Genomic DNA, 18,821 nt, shown 5'->3' on the forward strand with positions numbered 1-18,821 from the left:
CCGCACAGGGGGTGGCGTCGGTCACTCCTGTGATCTACGGTGCGCTTGTTATATACATCACGGCCTGCGATGCATATCAAGTGTCGGGGCGAGGCGTGGGGAGGAGCGCGGATGGGCCAGCGTGACGACCGGCACGACGAAGACCATGGCGAACACCACGACGGCTGGCTGCTCACCGACCTGTACCGGGCCCTCGGAAGGCTCGGCGAGCAAGGAGAGGGCGGCGCCGGCCGCCCGACGACCGACGCCCCCCTCGACCAACTGCTCGCGGCCTGCGAGGTCCTCATGAGCGACGTGGGTGAGGCCTCCATGCGCGCCGTCGCGGCCCGCGCCCTCGCCGCCTACGGCGCGCTCGACGACACCGGCAGGATCGCCTTCTTCGCCCACATCACCCAGACCTACGGCGCCGACGCCGACCAGGTCCGCGCCGCCTACCGCCGCTGGGAAGAGGCCCGCGCCACCGGCTCCCAGGGAGAGGCGGAACTCGTCCGCCTCTTCGACGTCGTCGAACCGGCCCGCCAGCAGCTGCTGCGCCGCATGAACCACGCGCCCGACGCCACCCTCGCCCTGGTCCACATGCGCGCCGACCTGCGCCGCCTGCTGCCCGCCCACCCCGAACTGCGGCCACTCGACCACGACTTCCACCACCTGCTCACGTCCTGGTTCAACCGCGGATTCCTGCGCATGCAGGAGGTCACGGTGGACTCGCCGCCCGAGCTGCACCGGCATCTGCTGCGCGGCGAGCGGGTGCACCCGATGGCGAACGAGGCCGAACTGCGGCGCCGCATCGAGCCCGAGGACCGCCGCGTCTACGCCTTCTTCCACCCCGCCACCGGCGACGTACCCCTGATCTTCGTCGAGGTCGCCCTCGTCCGCGGGCTGCCCGACAGCATCGCCCCGCTGCTCGAGCCCGGCCCCGCGCTCAGCCCCGCGCACGCGGACACGGCGGCGCTCTACTCCATCAACAACGCGCTCGACGGCCTCGCCGGAGTCTCCTTCGGCAGCTTCCTCATCAAGCAGGTCATCGAGCAGGTCGGCGAACAGCTCCCGCACCTGACGCAGTTCGCGACACTGTCCCCGATCCCCGGCTTCCGGTCGTGGCTGGAGGGACGAGCCGCGAGTGAACCCCAACTGCGCGCACTGGTCGCGGAGTTGGCGGCAATGGAACCGGGTGCGCTCTCCGCGGCAGCGGACGTCCGGCGCATCCGCCCCCGCCTCCTCGACGCCCTCGCCCGCTACATCACCGTCGAGCGGCGCCCCGACGGCCGGCCCCTCGACCCGGTCGCCCGTTTCCACCTGGGCAACGGGGCCGCCGCCTGGCAACTCGACTGGCCCGCCAACCAGTCGCGCGAAGCCTGGGAACAGTCCTACGGAGCGATGATCAACTACCGCTACGAACCGGACCAGTTGGAGCGCCGGCACGAGGACTTCGTGCGCCGCAGGACCGTCGCGATCGGCGGGCCCCTCAAGAACAAGAAAGGAACCACCGCCATGGGAACCATCCCGACGGAACCCTTCCGCACCATCCACCGGTCCTTCGTCGAGCAGACGGAACTCCGCCCGGACAAGGCGCTCTTCGAGCTGCCGGGCGGGCGGTCCGTGACCTACCGGGAGACCGCGGGCCTCGTGTCGCGCATCGCCGCGCGCCTCGTCGCCGACGGCGTCACCCCCGGCGACCGCGTCGCCATGCAGGTCGACAAGTCGGTCGAGGCCATCGCCCTCTACCTGGCGACGCTGCGGATCGGCGGCGTGTTCCTGCCGCTCAACACCGCCTACACCGGCGCCGAGATCGACTACTTCATCGGCGACGCCAAGCCGCGCGTCCTCGTCTGCCCGCCGCGGCGCCGCGCCGACCACGCCCACCGCGAGGGCCCGGACCTCGTCGTCGAGACCCTCGGCACCGAGGGCGACGGCAGCCTCCTCGAAGGCGACGCCTACCACGACGACGTATACGAGGCGGCAGCGAGCGACCCGGCCGCCATCCTCTACACCTCCGGCACCACCGGCCGCTCCAAGGGCGCGATCCTCACGCACGAGAACCTCGCCTCCAACTGCGAGGCCCTGCTCGGCTCCTGGCGGTTCACGTCCGATGACCGGCTGATCCACGCCCTGCCGATCTTCCACGTCCACGGCCTCTTCGTCGCCGCCAACATGGTGCTCGCCTCGGGTGCCTCCATGTTCTTCCTGCCGAAGTTCGACGCCGACGCGATCGCGGAGCTGCTGCCGCGCGCCACCGTGCTCATGGGCGTGCCCACCTTCTACACGCGCCTGCTCAAGCACGAGAAGGTCACCCCGGAGACCTGCGCCTCCATGCGCCTGTTCGTCTCCGGCTCGGCGCCGCTGCTCGCCAGCGACCACGAGGCGTTCGAGGCCCGCACCGGACACGCCATCCTCGAGCGCTACGGCATGACCGAGACCGGCATGAACACCACCAACCCGTACGAGGGCGGCCCCCGCAAACCCGGCACCGTCGGCAAGGCGCTGCCCGGCACCGAGATCCGCGTCGTGGACGCCGAGACCGGAAAGCCGCTGCCCGACGGCGAGGTCGGCAGCGTGGAGGTGCGCGGCCCCAACGTCTTCGCCGGCTACTGGCAGATGCCCGAGAAGACCGCCGCCGAGTTCCGCGAGGACGGCTTCTTCATCACCGGCGACCTCGGCCTCATCGACGAGGACGGCTACCTCTGCATCTCCGGGCGCGGCAAGGACCTGATCATCTCCGGTGGTTACAACGTCTACCCCAAGGAGATCGAGTCGCTCCTCGACGCCCACCCCACGGTCCTCGAATCGGCCGTGATCGGCGTCCCGCACCCGGACTTCGGCGAGACGGCCGTCGCCGTGGTCGTCGCCGCACCGGGCCAGGAGCCGCAGGAGCGGGACCTCATCGACTCCATCTCCGCCGACCTCGCCCGCTTCAAGCACCCGCGCGCCGTACGCGTCGTGGAGTCGCTGCCCCGCAACGTCATGGGCAAGGTCCAGAAGGCCGAACTGCGCAAGACGTACGCGGACTTGTTCACGACGTCCTGACCTTCCCTGCCTTCCCTTTCTCTCCCTTTCTCTCCCTTTCTCTCCCTTTTCCTCCCTTTCCCTCCTTTTCCCTCCTTTTTCTCTTCCTTTCCTCATTCCCGGTCTCTCAGTGTGGAGAAGACGATGGTCCTCTATGGAGTGGCAGCGCTGGCGGTGTGCATGCTCATGGGCACGCTCGCCGGTGAATACCTGGGCGAGGCGCTCGGCGTCGACGCCAATGTCGGCGGCGTCGGCTTCGCCATGATCATGCTCGTGTTCGCGACCCACTGGCTGCGCCAGAAGGGGAAGTTCCCCGAGGCGAGCGAACAGGGCGTGCTCTTCTGGAGCGCGATGTACATCCCCATCGTCATCGCGATGGCGTCGACGCAGAACGTCTACAAGGCCGTCACCGGCGGCCCGATGGCACTCCTGGCCGGTCTGCTCGCGCTCGTCGCGGGGTTCGCCCTGGTGCCGGCGATCGCGCGGATCGGAGGCCGGGGCGAGCCGCTCCCGCCCTTGACCGAGGCGGCGGCAGAGGCCGACACCGAGGCGGGGACCGCCACCGAGAAGCAGGGGGCCTGACGTGGATACGTTCGTCTCCGTCTGCAAGGACAACGGCCTCATAGTCGCCTTCGCGCTGGTCGGCACGCTCATGCTCGTCTCGGCATGGCTGTCCAAGAAGCTGACCCGAGGGCGGCTGCAGGGCTCCGCCATCGCCATCGTGCTCGGCCTCGCGCTCGCCTACTGGGGCGGCTCGGCGACCGGGGGAGAGGCGGGGATCGCCGACATCACCGCGCTCTCCGGGATGAGCCTGATGGGCGGGGCGATGCTCCGCGACTTCGCGATCGTCTCCACCGCGTACGGCGTCGACCTGAAGGAGATCAAGGGCGCGGGCCCTGCCGGTGCCCTGTCGATCCTGCTGGGTGTCGTCGTCTCCTTCGTCGCCGGCGCGCTCATCGCCGCGCTCTTCGGCTACCGGGACGCCGCCTCGCTCGCGACCATCGGCGCGGGCGCGGCCACGTACATCGTGGGCCCCGTCACGGGCACCGCGGTGGGCGCGAGTTCGGACGTGATCGCACTGTCGGTCGCCGCCGGTCTGGTCAAGTCCGTGGTGGTGATGGTGGGTACGCCGCTGGTCGCGCGCCTGATCGGCCTGAACAACGCCAAGTCGGCGATGGCCTTCGGCGGCCTGCTCGGCACCACGTCCGGCGTCGCCGGCGGCCTCGCGGCCACCGACAAACGACTCGTCCCGTACGGGGCGATGACCGCGACCTTCTACACGGGCGTCGGCTGCCTGCTCGGCCCGTCGCTGTTCTACGTGTCGCTGCGGGCGCTCGTCGGAGGATGACCGGGTGACCCGGGCCTGACGGGCCCACCGCAAGATCGGCGAAACGAAATCCAGCACAGCACCATCCACACTCCCGTTCACCGGAAGCAAAGGTTGTGCACATGCCTCGACTTCGTACGATCACGACCGCCGCGCTGGCCGTCCTCGCTCTCGCGGGCGGCGGCCTCGCGGGAGCCCCGCACCCGGCGGAGGCGAGAGCCGGGCAGGGCGGCGGCAGCGCCTGGTTCACCTCCTGGGCACAGTCCCAGCAGGACGCGGCGACGGACCCGCTGCGCGACCAGTCCGTACGGACGGTCACGCACCTCAGCCAGGGCGGGGACGGCGTCCGCGTCCGCATCCAGAACACCTTCGGCACCGCGCCCCTGGAGATTGGCGGCGCCTCCGTCGGCCTGAGCGGCGACGGGGCGTCCATCAAGGGAGACACCCACCCGGTCCGCTTCGACGGGAAGACCCACGTCACGGTCCCCGCGGGCGGCGAGGTGTGGAGCGACCCCGCCGGCCTCGACACGGCCGCCCAGGACGACGTCGCCGTATCCGTCGCGCTCAAGGGAACGGCCACCCCCGGTCAGCACCGCACCGCGCTGCGCACCAACTACCTCACGCCGGAGGGCACCGGCGACCACACCGCGGACACCAACGGCGCCTCGTACACCAAGACGGTCGACGCCACGTACCTGATCAGCGCGGTCGACGTGCACAACCCGCGGCTCAAGGGCACCTCGGTCGCCTACGGCAGCTCGGTCGTCGACGGTGTCGGCAGCACCAACTGCGGCCCCGGCTGCACCGAGACCGGCACCAACCGCCGCTGGACGGACGACCTGGCGCGCCGCGTGCACACCGAACTCCCGCGCACCGAACAGGTCGCGATCGCCAACGCGGGGCTCAGTGGCACGACGAGCGCAGCCGACTGCCCCGGCACCCCGTCGAACGTCCAGGGCCTCGATGCCGCCACCCGCCTCAAGAGGGACGTCCTCGCCCTGCACGGCGTCACCTCGGTCCTCTACTACTACGGCACGAACGACCTCGCCTTCGGTTGCGACGGCGAGCAGATCCTCGCCAGCTACAAGAAGGTCTTCAAGGAACTCCGCGACGCCGGCATCACGATCTACGTCACGCCCATCACACCGCGCCCCGGCTACACCGACCAGAACAACCTGGACCGCCACACGGTCAACCTCTTTACGAAGAAGGCGAGTTCGTGTGACGGAATCTGCGAAGGCGTCATGGACTTCGACGAGGTCCTGAAGGACCCGCTGCACCCCAACAGCATCAAGCCCTCGTACGACAACGGGGACGGCGTGCACGCGAACATCGCGGGGCAGCAGGCGATCGCCGACTCGATCTCGCTGCGGATGCTCACGGCCGGTGTCGACGCCGAGGCTGGGGCTGGCGCCGGGGCCGGAGCCGCGACCCGTTGAGCGAAAGCCGACGCTCATTTGCCTAAAGATATTAGGTGGATGCAGAATGGGCTTCGGTAACAGTGACGGGGGTCGAGGGAGAGGGCGTACGGCCATGGTGCGTGCCGGACTGACCGCCGAGCGGCTGGCGCGAGCCGGTGCCGAGCTCGCGGACGAGGTCGGCTTCGAGCAGGCGACCGTCTCGGCCCTCGCCCGGCGCTTCGACGTCAAGGTCGCGAGCCTGTACTCGCACGTCAAGAACTCGCACGACCTGAAGACGCGGATCGCCCTGATCGGCCTGCAGGAACTCGCCGACCGGGCCGCCGAGGCCCTGGCCGGACGGTCCGGCAAGGACGCGCTCGTGGCCCTCGCCAACGTCTACCGCGACTACGCCCGCGAACACCCGGGCCGCTACGCCGCCGCCCAGTACCGGCTCGACCCGGAGACGGCGGCGGCGAGCGCGGGGGTGCGCCACGCGCAGATGACGCGGGCCGTGCTGCGCGGCTACGACCTCACCGAACCCGACCAGACGCACGCTGTCCGGCTCCTGGGCAGCGTCTTCCACGGCTACGTCAGCCTCGAACTGGCCGGCGGCTTCAGCCACAGCGCACCCGACTCGGCCGAGAGCTGGGCGCGGAGCCTGGACGCGCTCGACGCACTGCTGCGCAACTGGCCCGCGCAGGCGTGAGCCCGCGAGCCCCGTGTGCCATCCGCCCCCTTGACCAACAGATTGACGCCACCATGACCAGCACGAACACCCCGAACTCCGTCCACACATTGACCACCACACCGCTGACGGACAACCTCGTCCACGGTGCGATCGACATTGAGCGCACCGCCCGTGGCCTCCTCCCGCACCGGCTCCCCGGCTGGGCCCGTGCCCAGAACACGGACGGCCAGCTGGCCATGGCCGAGTCGCAGCCCTCCGGCATCCGCCTCGCCTTCCGCACCCGCGCCACCGTCGTCGAACTCGACACGGTGCCGACCAAGCGCGTCTACGTAGGCGTGCCCCCGCGCCCCGACGGTCTGTACGACCTGCTGGTGGACGGCCGACTCGCCGGGCAGGGAAGTGTCACCGGCGGTGACATCCTCACCATCGACATGAGTGCGGGCACCTACGAGCACGAGGAGGCCGGGCAGCCCGGAACCCTCCGGTTCGACGGCTTGTCCGATGCCGACAAGACCGTCGAGATATGGCTGCCGCACAACGAGACCACCGAGCTCGTGGCCCTGCGCACGGACGCCCCCGTGGAGCCGGTGGGCGCATCCGGCCGCAAGGTGTGGCTGCACCACGGCAGCTCCATCAGCCACGGCTCCGACGCCGCGAGCCCGACCACGACCTGGCCCGCACTCGCCGCAGCGCTCGGCGGCGTCGATCTGGTCAACCTGGGGTTCGGCGGCGGCGCCCTGCTCGACCCGTTCACCGCGCGTACCTTGCGGGACACCCCGGCCGACATGATCAGCGTCAAGATGGGGATCAACGTCGTCAATGCCGACCTGATGCGCATGCGGGCCTTCACTCCCGCCGTGCACGGCTTCCTCGACACCATCCGCGAGGGGCACCCGACCACCCCGCTCCTCGTCGTCTCGCCGATCCTGTGCCCGATCCACGAGAAGACGCCGGGACCCGGCGCCCCCGACTTCAGCACGCTCGCGAGCGGACAGCTGCGCTTCATGGCGATGGGCGACCCGGAGGAGCGCGCCCAGGGCAAGCTCACCCTCGAATCCATCCGCGAGGAGCTGGCCCGCATCGTCGCCCAGCGCGCGGCCGACGACCCGCACCTGCACTACCTCGACGGCCGCGAACTGTACGGCGAGGCGGACCACGCGGAACTCCCGCTGCCCGACTCCCTGCACCCCGACGCCGCCGCCCACCGCCGCATCGGCGAGCGCTTCGCGGACCTGGGGATCGGCCCCCTGATCGATCAGCCGAACGGGCGGGTTAGCATATGAGCGCCGCCTAGCTCGAAAGAGACGCACGTGACTGTCAACGACGACTCGTTCACCAACTGGAAGCACCGTGAGGAGACCGCGGAGGCAATGATCCCGATCATCGGGAAGCTGCACCGCGAGCGGGACGTGAACGTCCTGCTGCACAGCCGCTCCCTGGTGAACAAGTCGGTGGTCAGCCTGCTCAAGGCCCACCGATTCGCCCGCCAGATCGCCGGCGAGGAGCTCTCGGTCACCGAGACGATGCCCTTCCTGAAGGCCCTCGCCGAGCTCGACCTCGGGCCCTCCCAGATCGACCTCGGCATCCTCGCCATGACGTACAAGACCGACGACCGGGGCTTGAGCGTCGAGGAGTTCACCGCCGAGGCCGTCGCCGGTGCCACCGGCGCGCTCAAGATGGAGGGCGGCACCGGACGCGACGTCGTCCTCTACGGCTTCGGCCGCATCGGCCGCCTGGTCGCCCGCCTGCTCATCGAGAAGGCGGGATCCGGCAACGGTCTTCGCCTGCGCGCCATCGTGGTGCGTGGTGGCGGTGAGCAGGATCTCGTGAAGCGGGCCTCGCTGCTGCGCCGCGACTCGATCCACGGCCAGTTCCAGGGCACGATCACGGTTGACGAGGCGAACAGCACGATCAACGCCAACGGCAACGCGATCAAGGTGATCTACGCCAACGACCCGTCCGAGATCGACTACACGGCGTACGGCATCAAGGACGCCATCCTGATCGACAACACCGGCAAGTGGCGCGACCGAGCGGGCCTCTCCGAGCACCTGCGTCCCGGTATCGACAAGGTCGTCCTCACCGCGCCCGGCAAGGGTGACGTGCCGAACATCGTGCACGGCGTCAACCACGACACGATCAAGCCGGACGAGCAGATCCTGTCCTGCGCCTCCTGCACCACCAACGCGATCGTGCCGCCGCTGAAGGCGATGGCCGACGAGTACGGCGTGCAGCGCGGTCACGTGGAGACCGTCCACTCGTTCACGAACGACCAGAACCTGCTGGACAACTACCACAAGGCCGACCGCCGTGGCCGCTCCGCGCCGCTCAACATGGTCATCACCGAGACCGGCGCCGCCTCCGCCGTCGCGAAGGCCCTGCCGGACCTCAAGGCGCCGATCACCGGCTCCTCGATCCGCGTCCCCGTCCCGGACGTCTCGATCGCGATCCTCAGCCTGCGGCTCGGCCGCGAGACCACCCGCGAGGAGGTCCTCGACCACCTGCGCGACGTCTCGCTGAACTCGCCGCTGCGCCGCCAGATCGACTTCACGGACTCGCCCGACGCGGTCTCCAGCGACTTCCTCGGCTCCCGGCACGCCTCGATCGTCGACGCGGGCGCGACCAAGGTCGACGGCGACAACGCGATCCTCTACCTCTGGTACGACAACGAGTTCGGCTACTCGTGCCAGGTGATCCGCGTCGTCCAGCACGTCTCCGGCGTCGAGTACCCGACGTTCCCTGCGCCCACCGCCTGACACCCGGTACATCCTCCGAGGCCGGTCCCGCTTCCCGCGGGGCCGGCCTCGGGGCGTTCGGGTCGGCAGGTGGGCCGCACATGGGCGCCACGTGGACCGCACTTGACGGGATGATCAACTGACAGGCAGGATGAGGAACATGTTGACGCATCGCACCCTCGCTCTCGGAACGGCCCCCGTTCCGGACCGATGTGGTTGCGCGCGCAGCGGCCTTTAACGGCGGCTCGTAGTGGGCGTTCAGACCCCTCGCCGTCCTTTCCTCCCGTACGTTTCGTAAGAGCCCCCGCCCCGCTGGGCGATGGCCGCGCACGTACGGATCCCCCTCGCGTTCAGCGCGTTCCCTCGTCACCCGTCACCGCGTGCCTGTGGAGGCTCCCCTTGTCCGTGACCGAAATGCCCCCTTCTTCCTCCGCCTTCGAGCTCCGCCCCGCCCACATCCCCGCCGACGGCCTCTACGAGGGGCAGCGCACGCTGCACCGCACACCCGACGGCTGGCAGGACCGCCCCTACGAGCTGTTCGAGCTCGTCCCGCAGGGCGCCACCATCGGCGCCGAGATCAGCGGCCTCGACCTGAGCCGGCCGCTCTCCCCGGAGCTGCGCGAGGAGCTGAACCGGGCCCTGCTCGAATGGAAGGTCCTCTTCTTCCGCGGCCAGAATCTCAGCAGCGAGCACCAGCGTGAATTCGCGCGCAACTGGGGCGAGTTGGAGACTAACCCGCTCCTGGAGCGCGGCGACAGCGTGGACGTCGTCCGCTTCGACAAGGGCGCCGGTGGCGTCCCCAGCTACGAGAACGTGTGGCACACCGACGTCACCTTCCGCGAACGCCCCGCCCTGGGCGCGGTGCTGCAGCTGCGCGAGGTCCCGCCGTTCGGCGGCGACACCATGTGGGCCGACATGGCGGCCGCGTACGACAACCTCTCCGACGAGGTGAAGGCGCGCATCGAGGGCGCCGAGGCCGAGCACGACTTCCTGCCCGGTTTCCGCCGCTTCTACGGACCCGAACGGCTCGCCCAGTGGCAGGAGTTGTTCCCGCCGGTCACCCACCCGGTCGTGCGCCGCCACCCCGAGACCGGGCGCCGCATGCTCTTCGTGAACACCTCCTTCACCACCCGGATCCTCGGCATGGAGCGCGAAGAGAGTGACCGGCTGCTGCGTCTGCTGTACCAGCAGGCCCATGTGCCGGAGTTCCAGGTGCGGTTCCACTGGCAGCCGGGCGACATCGCCTTCTGGGACAACCGCGCCACCCAGCACTACGCGGTGGCCGACTACGGAGACGCCCGCCGGGTCGCCGAACGCGTCGCCATCGCGGGGGACCGCCCCTTCTAGGAAGACGGCGCCGGCGGCCCGAAATCCCTCTCCCCGGCGAGGTGTTGACCGGGCCGCCGCCTCGATACTGGCTCCCCAGAGGCCCCTGCGGGACCCTCCGCAGGGGCCGGGTCACGAGGAGCCGCACCATGCGTCTGCCGCGCCGCACCAACCCGTACCTCGTCGACGGGGCGCTGGCCGCCCTCGTCCTGTTCGCCATGTCGCTGCAGTTCCTGTTCCCCGACGAGGGCGGCGACCCGCTGTCCTGGCAGGGCTTCCTGCTGGGCGCGGGCACGGCGGTGCCGCTGATCTGGCGGCGGCGCGCACCGATCCTGTGCGCGGTCGCGATCTCCTGCGCCACCCCGGCCATGGCGCTGTACCACGCGCCGCCGCCCGACGTCGTGTACGGCGGACTCGTGCTGCTCTACACGCTCGCCGCGTACGTGGAGCCGGTGCCGCGCCGCGTCATGCTCGTCGGCTGGGTGATCGGCACGTCGGCGACGATGTCCATGAAGGAGCACGCCGAGCCCTTCGAGTACGCCTTCCACCTGCTCAGCCTCTTGAGCGCCTACGGATTCGGGCTCCTTGCCCGTACCCAGCGCGCGTACACCGCCGCACTGGAGGAGCGCGCCCGCGCCCTGGAGCGGGAGCGTGAGGTCGACCGGGCCCGCGCGGTCACCAGCGAACGCGCCCGCATCGCCCGGGACATGCACGACGTGGTCGGCCACGCCGTCAGCCTGATGGTCGTCCAGGCCGAGGCGGGCCCCGTCGTGGTGCGCAGCAGCCCCGCGCGCGCCGAGGCGGCGTTCGAGGCGATCGCGGGCGCCGGACGCGAGGCCATGCAGCAACTGCGCCTGATCCTCGGCGTATTGACCGACACGGGCAACGGCAGGAGCGGCCTCGAAGCCCCCGTCCCCGGCCTCGACCGCCTTCCCGACCTGATCCGTCAGGTGTCCGCGACCACCGAGGTGACCGTCACCCTCCACGCCACGGGCCACCCCCGCCCCGTCGGCTCCGAAACGGAGACCGCCGCGTACCGCATCGTCCAGGAAGCCCTGACCAACACCGTCAAGCACGCGTACGCTGCCCGAGCGGACGTACAACTCGACTGGGGGGACACGGAGTTGGCGATCACCGTGACGGACGACGGAAGCGGCTCGGGCCCACTCGGAGCCGGTGGCGGGCGCGGCCTCGTCGGCATCGAGGAACGCGCCGCGGCCTGCGGCGGCAGCGCGCACAGCGGCCCGGGCCCGCACGGCGGATTCCGGGTGACCGCCCGACTGCCCGCGGCGACCCGACTGCCCGCGGCGACCCGACAGGCCGTCGAAAGAGCGCCATGAGCATCCGCGTCGTCGTCGCCGACGACCAGGAACTCGTGCGCAGCGGCTTCACCATGATCCTCGACGCGCAGCCCGACATCGAGGTCGTCGCCGAGGCGGCCGACGGGAACGAGGCGGTCACGGCGGTGCGCAGGCACGCGCCCGACGTCCTCCTCCTCGACATCCGCATGCCGCACATGGACGGCATCGAGGCAGCGCGCCGCGTCTGCGAACAGTCCAGCTGCCGCGTCGTCATGCTGACCACGTTCGACCTCGACGAGTACGTCTACGAGGCGCTGTACGCCGGTGCGTCCGGGTTCCTGCTCAAGGACGTGCGCCGCGACGACCTCGTGCACGCCGTCCGGGTGGTCGCCGCGGGCGACTCCCTCCTCGCCCCGTCCGTGACCCGCCGCCTCGTCGCCGACATCACGCGCCGCAGGCCCAAGTCCCCCGAACCGCCCGTCCTTTCGGCCCTCACCGCCCGCGAGACCGAGACCCTGCGCCACCTCGCGCGCGGCCTCACCAACGCGGAGATCGCCGCGACATTCCACGTCAGCGAACACACGGTCAAGACACACGTCAGCAACGTCCTGAGCAAACTGCACCTGCGCGACCGGGTGCAGGCGGTCATCTGCGCGTACGAGTCGGGCTTGGTGGCGCCGGGCTGAGGGTTGTCCTCCCATGTCACGCGCTTGTGGAACTGCTTGTCACACCGGCCGTTGGCGATCGGTTCGAGCCGATTTCACCTCGCCGTTGGCGAGTTCACTTTGCCTACCTTTGACATTGCATTGGGGATCCTTTTACGCTCGGCCGGGCGGTACGGATCTTGGTCGTACCGCTGTCCCCACCAATTGCGGAGGTCGACATGGAGAAGCTCGTCAAGAAGATGGCCCAGGACGCCAACTGGCAGGGCTGGGTCGCCGCCAACTCGGCGACGGTCGCCAAGGACGGTTGCATCAGCGCCGCACCCAAGGCGGGCTGCATCAGCGCCGCACCGAAGACCGGCTGCATCTCCTGAAGCGGGACGCACCCGGTCGCATGATCAGGGCTGTGGCTGACCACCGGCCCAGGTGACAGCGGCGGTCCCCAGGGCGGGCCGCGGCCGGATCGACAGGACCGGCCCGGCCCGCCTCCAGGCGGCGTACGGGCGACAGCGAGCGCCTCGCCCACCCCCCCCCCACGTTCCCGATCCCGCGAGGACGACCATGGACGGTCAGCCGACGGCCGACGTCATAGAGCAGGTCAAGGACATACCGATCTACCGCGACTCCGTCGCGCGCGGCCACTTCCCCGTGCTGGAGAAGCCCGAGATCGCCCGAGGATTCCCGGACAACTGGATGACACCGCGGCTTGAGGCCGCCCTCGCGGCAGGCGAGGCGGAGTACGTCCTGTCCACCGGCACCAACCATGCGCGGATGCAGCTCATCCGCCCCCCGTACTTCCTGCTCCGCTCCTACTACCGGCTGTGGAGCGAGCACCCCGACATCGCGCCCACCTGGCGGGACGGCTGCCGACGCGCCTCCCTCACCACCGTCCTTGCGACCGAACACGTGGCCCGCGTCAACGCGAAGAAGCGCGGCGGGCAGGACGAGAACGGCGGCAGCAGCGGCGACGGGGGCACCCCGGACGCCGAACCCTCCCTCGAGGACCGGCGCTTGGACGAGCGCACGGTCTACCTCAACCTGCGGCTCGACCCCGCCCTGTGGGAGCGTGCCGATGTCGAGCGCATGCTCGGTGAGCTGCGCGCGATCGCCGCCTCGCACCCCGAGGGCCGCTACCACCTGGACTGCTCCGGCTACCACCTGGCGCACCTCGTGCGCCACGCCGAGGACGCCGGACTGTGGGAGAACCCGGAGGCGTTCCCGCGCCCGGCGAGCATCATCACCGCGTACGAGTACACGCCGCGGAACGTGCGCCGCTTCCTGGAGAGCCGGTTCGACTGCCCGGTCGTGGACCTCTTCGGCAGCACCGAGCTCGGCTACCTCTTCTACAGCGACCGCACCGGCGGATACCGCCCGTACCTGGAGGGGATGGGCGTCGAACTCCTCCCCGTGGCACCGGGCAGCACTCTCTACTCCCTCATCGTCACCAGCGTCCGCAACCCGCACATGCCGCTGATCCGCTACCGCTCCGGCGACTGTGCCCGTACCCGGGACGGCTCACCGGACCCCGAGAAGATCGTCTCGTTCTGCGGCCGGGAGAAGGAGCTCCTCGACGGGCCGGACGGGCCCGTCGCGGCGGGCGACCTGGACGAGCGGATCGCCGCCGCCGCACCCCGCGTTTTCGTGCACCAACTGCTGCTGACGGAGGGCGAGTCGGAGGGGCGCAGGCCACAGGCGGCCGTGCTCCGCTGCACCACCTTCGACGGCAAGCCGCTCGGCACGGACGAGTCCGAAGCGCTGGGGCGCTCCGTCTCCGCCCTGACCGGGCGCGCCTGCCGCGTCGAACACTGGGACCACATCCCCATCGGCGCCTCCGGCAAGTACGCCTGGCTGGCGAGGAGTTGAGTGACGGCGGTCATGCGGGGGAGCGAGGGCCGGGATGTACCGGGGAAGCGCCGGGGAAAGCACCTGAGGGGAACGACGTGAACGACCAGAACCACATGGGCAACCAGAACGACCCGCGAGAGGCGCCCGCCACGACCGTCACCGGCGAGGACCTGCGCGAACTGCTCGGTCACGACCTGCACGGCGAGGTGGTCGCGCACTTCGTGAAGGAGACCGGCGAGGAACACGCCTACGTGGAGCGGCAGGTCACCGAGTGCCTCCGCTACCTCTACCTCGTCTCGAAGTACCGCGAGCGGCTCAGCGGCCTCTTCCTCCCCGTCGAGCAGGCCATCGACGAGATCTGGCACTACCTGATCCTGCAGACCCGCGAGTACGTCGCCCTGTGCGAGGAGCGCCTGCCGGGCCGGTACTTCATCCACCACCGCAGCATCGCCTACGAGGACTACCAGGCCGAGCCGGGCCGCGAGCAGGCGGCCGAGGAGGCGCTGCGCTGGATCCCGTTGTACTGCCGGGAGTTCGGGCCCTTCGACGAGGGTGCGCTGCCGCACTGGACGATCGTGCGCTACCTGCACCAGCACTTGGACATGCCGCTGGACGAGATCTCGGCGCTCGAACCGATGGCGCCGAGCGCCCCCGCCGAACCGATCGGCGCGGCGTGACCTCTGCGGCACGGTCCCCGCAGGCCGGACGGCCGACGCCCGAACACCCGGCGCAGCAGCGGGTGTTGACCGTCCTCGTCCTCTGCCAGGCGCTGAGCGGGGCGGGCCTCGCCGCCGGCATCACCGTGGGGGCGTTGCTCGCCGAGCAGATGCTGGGCTCCACGGGTCTTGCCGGACTGCCCAGCGCGCTGTTCACCGGCGGCGCCGCGCTTGGTTCTGTGGGTATCGGGCGGCTCTGCCAGCGGTGGGGCCGCCGCCCCGGGCTCGCCCTGGGGTACGGGACGGGCGCGGTCGGCAGCCTCGGCGTCGTGCTCGCCGCGGTCGCGGGCAGCGTGCCGCTGCTGTTCGTCTCCCTGCTGGTGTACGGCGCGGGCACGGCCGCCAACCTCCTCGCCCGGTACGCCGGAGCCGACCTCGCCTCGCCCGAGCGGCGCGGCCGGGCGGTCAGCACCGTCCTGTTCGCGACGACGTTCGGGGCGGTCATCGGCCCCAACCTCGTCCATGTGACAGGGGATTGGGCGCACTCCTGGGGCATACCGCGCCTCGCGGGCCCCTTCCTGCTCGCCACGGCCGCGTACGGTGCGGCCTCCGTGGTCCTGGCCGTCCTCCTGCGCCCCGACCCGTTGCTGCTCGCGCGCGAGCGAGCGGCCGAGGAGGAGGCCGAGGAGGAGGCGGGGGAGTGGGTGTCGGCCACCGGGAACGCAGGACGTATGGACACCCGCGGCGTGGCCACCGGCACCGCCGTCATGGTCCTCACCCAGCTCGTGATGATCGCTGTCATGACGATGACGCCGGTCCACATGCAGGCCCACGGGCACGGTACGCAGGCCACGGGCCTGGTCATCGCCCTGCACGTGGGCGCCATGTATCTGCCGTCCCCGCTCACTGGACTGCTTGTCGACCGCATCGGACGGCTGTGGCTGGCCGCGGCCTCCGGGGCGACGTTGCTCGCGGCGGGTGCGCTCGCCGCCCTGGCGCCGCCACACTCCGTCGCCGCGCTCGCCACGGCCCTTGTCCTGCTGGGCCTCGGCTGGAACTTCGGCCTCGTCAGCGGCACCGCCCTCATTACGGACGCGCTCCCCGTGGCCACCCGGGCCCGCACCCAGGGCCTCGTCGACGTCGGCATCTCTCTCGCGGGCGCCACTGGCGGGGCGGCCTCCGGCGCGGTGGTGGCCGGCGTCGGCTTCCCCGCCCTGGGCCTGGGCGGCGGTCTCCTGGCCGTACTCCTCACCTCGCTGGCCCTGCTACGGCACCGAGCGAAGAGCCGCCAGGGAGACACCGCAACGGACAAGCTCCCCAAGTCGGCTGGCCCAGAGGGCAGTTCCGATACCGGTGCGGCCGCGGAGCCCGCGGGCCACTAGGTCCTGTCTTCGCACTGCGAGTGAGGGCCGGTCGCGGGCGTCGATGACGATGTGGTGCAGCGAGAGAGACATGCCGGCCAGTGTGCGGGGCGCGCCCGCCGCCCGTCCCTCACCCGCGCGACCCATGCCGAGCGCCCCGCCTCCCTCCCGCGCGCGAGTCGGGAACCGCCCGCCCCGGCGATCCGCCGCACCCCGGTGCGCGACCACGCTGACGGTGTCCCATCGGAACCCTCCGAGGAGGCGCCGTGCTCAGCGCACTCGCCCGGGCGGCGACCCGCCGCCCCCGTACCGTGATCCTCACCTGGCTCGCCCTGATCGTGCTCGGTTTCGGGCTCGGCACCGGCGTCTTCGGCCGGCTCTCCGACTCGGTCCCCGACGTACCGGGCACCGAGTCCGACCGCACCGCCGAACTCCTCGACGACATCGACCCGCGCGGCGAATCCCTCAGCGCCGTCGTCGAGGCACCCCGCGTCACCGACCCCGCACTGCGCGCCCACGTCGAGCGGACCGTCACGGACCTGCGCCGCATCCCCGGCGTCGCCGCCGTCCCGAACCCGTACGCCGCCGAGGACCTGGCCTCAGGCGACGGCCGCGCGCTCATCGTGCCCGTCACCCTGAAGGGCGGCCTCGACGACGACGCGCAGGACGCGACCGTCGACGCCGTCGCCGACCGCGTCAAGGAGATCGACGGAGCGGACGTGCATGTCAGCGGCGGCCCACTGCTCGGCCGCCAGCTCGGCGAGCGGGCCCAGGAGGACGTCCAGCGCGCCGAGTTGATCTCGCTGCCGGTCGTGCTCGTACTGCTTCTGCTGATCTTCGGCGGGCTGCGCGCGGCCGGGCTGCCGCTGCTCGTGGCGGTCAGTGGCGTGGCGGGCGCGTTCCTCGCTCTGTTCGGCTTCAGTCAGGTCACCGAGATCTCCGTCTACGTGATCCAGGTGACGACCATGCTCGGGCTCGGCCTGGCCGTGGACTACGCGCTGCTGATGGTGATGCGGTTCCGGGAGGAACGCCGGACGAGCGCGGACGTCACCGAGGCCGTGCACCGCACCGTCGAACGGGCGGGCCGCACCATCCTGTTCTCCGGCCTCACCGTCGCCGTCAGCCTCAGCGGACTGCTCGTCTTCCCCAGCCCGTTCCTGCGCAGCATGGGCCTGGCCGTGGCCGCCGTCGTGGTCGTCGACATGCTCGCCGCGCTGACCCTGCTGCCCGCACTCCTCACCCGGTTCGGCGCGCGCATCGCCCCGTCGAAGCCGAGCGCGCCCGGCGCGGAGGGGCGTGTCTTCGCCCGCCTCGCCCGGTTCGCGGGCCGCCGCCCCATCGCGGTGACGACGGTGAGCGTCCTCGCCCTGCTCACGCTCGCGCTGCCGGTCGCGAACCTGCGCATCGACATCGGCGACGCCCGCCAACTCCCCGCCTCCACCGAGGCGCGACAGCTGTACGACACCGTGCACGCGCACTATCCGGCGGGCGGCGGAGTCGATCCGGTCGTCGTCGTGGCACGCCCCGGCACGGACCCCGCCTTCGAGACCCGGGTGAAGGCGCTGGACGGCGTCGCGTCGTCCGAGACACAGACCCTCGGCGACGGAACCCGCGTCCTGCGCGTCACGCCGTCCGGCTCGATCGACGGAGAAACGGCGACCCAACTCGTCGAACAGGTAAGGGAGTTGCGTGGAGACGATCCGGTGACCGTGGCGGGTGTCGCCGCCCGGCTCGTCGACTTCCGCCAGATGCTCGCCGACCGTGCCCCCTGGGCCGCGCTCACCGTCCTCGCAGGCATCCTGGCCCTGCTCTTCGCGTTCACCGGTTCGCTGCTGATCCCGCTGCGCACGGTCCTCACCACACTGCTCAGCCTGGGCGCCGCGCTCGGCGTGGTGGTCCTCGTCTTCCAGGACGGGCACGCCGCGTCCTGGCTCGGCGGGGAAGGGCTCGGCGCGCTGAGCCTGACCGCGCCCCCGCTCATCGTCGCCATCGCCTTCGGGCTCGCCATGGACTACGAACTGTTCATCCTCGCCAGGATGCGCGAGTCGTGGCGCGCGACGGGGGACGCGCAGGAAGCGGTGGTGACCGGGCTGCGGCGCTCGGGCCGCGTCGTGAGCTGCGCCGCCCTGCTCCTCGCCGTCGTCTTCGGCGCCTTCATGACGGGCGGCTTCGCCCCCATCCTGGAGATCGGCCTCGGCCTCACCCTGGCGGTCGTGATCGACGCGACGATCGTACGGATGCTGCTCGTACCGGCGACGATGGCGCTCATGGGCAAGCGTGCGTGGTGGGCGCCGCGAGCACTGCGCAAGGTGCACGAGCGGTTCGGCGTACGGGAGGAAGAGGCCCCGGCGGAACAGCTGGTGACGCCGCGTCAGCAGTGAGGGCACACGTACGAGGGGTCCCGGGCCCCCGCGGGTGCGGGCCCCCACCTTCGGCCCCCAGGCGTGGGCCCGCAGACCGCGGCGGTGGACCCGCCCCCCCCCCCCCCCGCGGGGGGCCGCCGGGTGGGGTCTCCGG

Annotated in this window: 15 protein-coding genes; all 15 read left to right on the forward strand. The window is 71.0% G+C overall.

Annotated elements, in window-relative coordinates:
- Positions 1-111: 111 nt before the first annotated feature.
- A complete protein-coding gene (locus ACIRHA_RS03070; RefSeq protein ID WP_403839212.1) occupies positions 112-3,024 on the forward strand; it encodes an AMP-binding protein in 2,913 nt (970 codons plus the stop codon).
- Between the two features lie 123 nt (positions 3,025-3,147).
- On the forward strand, positions 3,148-3,585 hold the full coding sequence (gene madL, locus ACIRHA_RS03075; RefSeq protein ID WP_403839214.1) for a malonate transporter subunit MadL: 438 nt from the start codon (positions 3,148-3,150) through the stop codon (positions 3,583-3,585).
- 1 nt (position 3,586) lies between these two features.
- Entirely contained in the window at positions 3,587-4,351 is a 765-nt protein-coding gene (gene madM / locus ACIRHA_RS03080) for a malonate transporter subunit MadM (protein ID WP_403839216.1), read from the forward strand.
- Positions 4,352-4,452: 101 nt separating this feature from the next.
- Positions 4,453-5,769: an SGNH/GDSL hydrolase family protein gene (locus ACIRHA_RS03085; protein WP_403839218.1), complete on the forward strand. Its 1,317-nt coding sequence runs from the start codon at positions 4,453-4,455 to the stop codon at positions 5,767-5,769.
- 94 nt (positions 5,770-5,863) lie between these two features.
- On the forward strand, positions 5,864-6,436 hold the full coding sequence (locus ACIRHA_RS03090) for a TetR/AcrR family transcriptional regulator (RefSeq protein ID WP_403839220.1): 573 nt from the start codon (positions 5,864-5,866) through the stop codon (positions 6,434-6,436).
- A 53-nt stretch (positions 6,437-6,489) separates the two neighbouring features.
- Positions 6,490-7,701: a GDSL-type esterase/lipase family protein gene (locus ACIRHA_RS03095; RefSeq protein WP_403839221.1), complete on the forward strand. Its 1,212-nt coding sequence runs from the start codon at positions 6,490-6,492 to the stop codon at positions 7,699-7,701.
- A 27-nt stretch (positions 7,702-7,728) separates the two neighbouring features.
- Positions 7,729-9,174, forward strand: a complete 1,446-nt coding sequence (locus ACIRHA_RS03100; protein ID WP_403839223.1) for a glyceraldehyde-3-phosphate dehydrogenase — start codon at positions 7,729-7,731, stop codon at positions 9,172-9,174.
- A gap of 393 nt (positions 9,175-9,567) precedes the next feature.
- Positions 9,568-10,500, forward strand: coding sequence for a TauD/TfdA dioxygenase family protein (locus tag ACIRHA_RS03105; RefSeq protein WP_403842071.1), 933 nt, complete (start codon positions 9,568-9,570; stop codon positions 10,498-10,500).
- A 128-nt stretch (positions 10,501-10,628) separates the two neighbouring features.
- Positions 10,629-11,819: a sensor histidine kinase gene (locus ACIRHA_RS03110; protein ID WP_403839225.1), complete on the forward strand. Its 1,191-nt coding sequence runs from the start codon at positions 10,629-10,631 to the stop codon at positions 11,817-11,819.
- Positions 11,816-12,466 (forward strand): response regulator, encoded by a 651-nt coding sequence (locus ACIRHA_RS03115; RefSeq protein ID WP_403839227.1) that lies wholly within the window; start codon positions 11,816-11,818, stop codon positions 12,464-12,466. Before ACIRHA_RS03110 ends, ACIRHA_RS03115 begins: the two co-directional genes overlap by 4 nt.
- A 197-nt stretch (positions 12,467-12,663) precedes the next feature.
- On the forward strand, positions 12,664-12,816 hold the full coding sequence (locus ACIRHA_RS03120; RefSeq protein ID WP_403839229.1) for a hypothetical protein: 153 nt from the start codon (positions 12,664-12,666) through the stop codon (positions 12,814-12,816).
- Positions 12,817-13,003: 187 nt separating this feature from the next.
- Complete coding sequence (locus ACIRHA_RS03125) at positions 13,004-14,305, forward strand: hypothetical protein (protein WP_403839231.1); 1,302 nt, start codon at positions 13,004-13,006, stop codon at positions 14,303-14,305.
- A 95-nt stretch (positions 14,306-14,400) separates the two neighbouring features.
- Positions 14,401-14,964 carry a hypothetical protein gene (locus ACIRHA_RS03130; RefSeq protein WP_403842073.1) on the forward strand — a complete coding sequence of 188 codons (564 nt, stop codon included), beginning with the start codon at positions 14,401-14,403 and terminating at the stop codon, positions 14,962-14,964.
- Positions 14,961-16,325: an MFS transporter gene (locus tag ACIRHA_RS03135; RefSeq protein ID WP_403839233.1), complete on the forward strand. Its 1,365-nt coding sequence runs from the start codon at positions 14,961-14,963 to the stop codon at positions 16,323-16,325. The genes ACIRHA_RS03130 and ACIRHA_RS03135 overlap by 4 nt, the downstream gene beginning before the upstream one ends.
- 245 nt (positions 16,326-16,570) lie before the next feature.
- Entirely contained in the window at positions 16,571-18,685 is a 2,115-nt protein-coding gene (locus tag ACIRHA_RS03140) for an MMPL family transporter (RefSeq protein ID WP_403839235.1), read from the forward strand.
- Positions 18,686-18,821 lie beyond the last annotated feature (136 nt).

It is taken from the genome of Streptomyces sp. NPDC102360 (assembly GCF_044766085.1).
In the GTDB taxonomy this organism is placed as follows: Bacteria; Actinomycetota; Actinomycetes; order Streptomycetales; family Streptomycetaceae; genus Streptomyces.

Coding starts and splice junctions, on each gene's coding strand:
- ACIRHA_RS03070 (WP_403839212.1), top strand. CDS start 112: ATGGGCCAGCGTGACGACCGGCACGACGAAGACCATGGCGAACACCAC.
- madL (WP_403839214.1), top strand. CDS start 3,148: ATGGTCCTCTATGGAGTGGCAGCGCTGGCGGTGTGCATGCTCATGGGC.
- ACIRHA_RS03085 (WP_403839218.1), top strand. CDS start 4,453: ATGCCTCGACTTCGTACGATCACGACCGCCGCGCTGGCCGTCCTCGCT.
- ACIRHA_RS03090 (WP_403839220.1), top strand. CDS start 5,864: ATGGTGCGTGCCGGACTGACCGCCGAGCGGCTGGCGCGAGCCGGTGCC.
- ACIRHA_RS03095 (WP_403839221.1), top strand. CDS start 6,490: ATGACCAGCACGAACACCCCGAACTCCGTCCACACATTGACCACCACA.
- ACIRHA_RS03105 (WP_403842071.1), top strand. CDS start 9,568: ATGCCCCCTTCTTCCTCCGCCTTCGAGCTCCGCCCCGCCCACATCCCC.
- ACIRHA_RS03110 (WP_403839225.1), top strand. CDS start 10,629: ATGCGTCTGCCGCGCCGCACCAACCCGTACCTCGTCGACGGGGCGCTG.
- ACIRHA_RS03115 (WP_403839227.1), top strand. CDS start 11,816: ATGAGCATCCGCGTCGTCGTCGCCGACGACCAGGAACTCGTGCGCAGC.
- ACIRHA_RS03120 (WP_403839229.1), top strand. CDS start 12,664: ATGGAGAAGCTCGTCAAGAAGATGGCCCAGGACGCCAACTGGCAGGGC.
- ACIRHA_RS03125 (WP_403839231.1), top strand. CDS start 13,004: ATGGACGGTCAGCCGACGGCCGACGTCATAGAGCAGGTCAAGGACATA.
- ACIRHA_RS03130 (WP_403842073.1), top strand. CDS start 14,401: ATGGGCAACCAGAACGACCCGCGAGAGGCGCCCGCCACGACCGTCACC.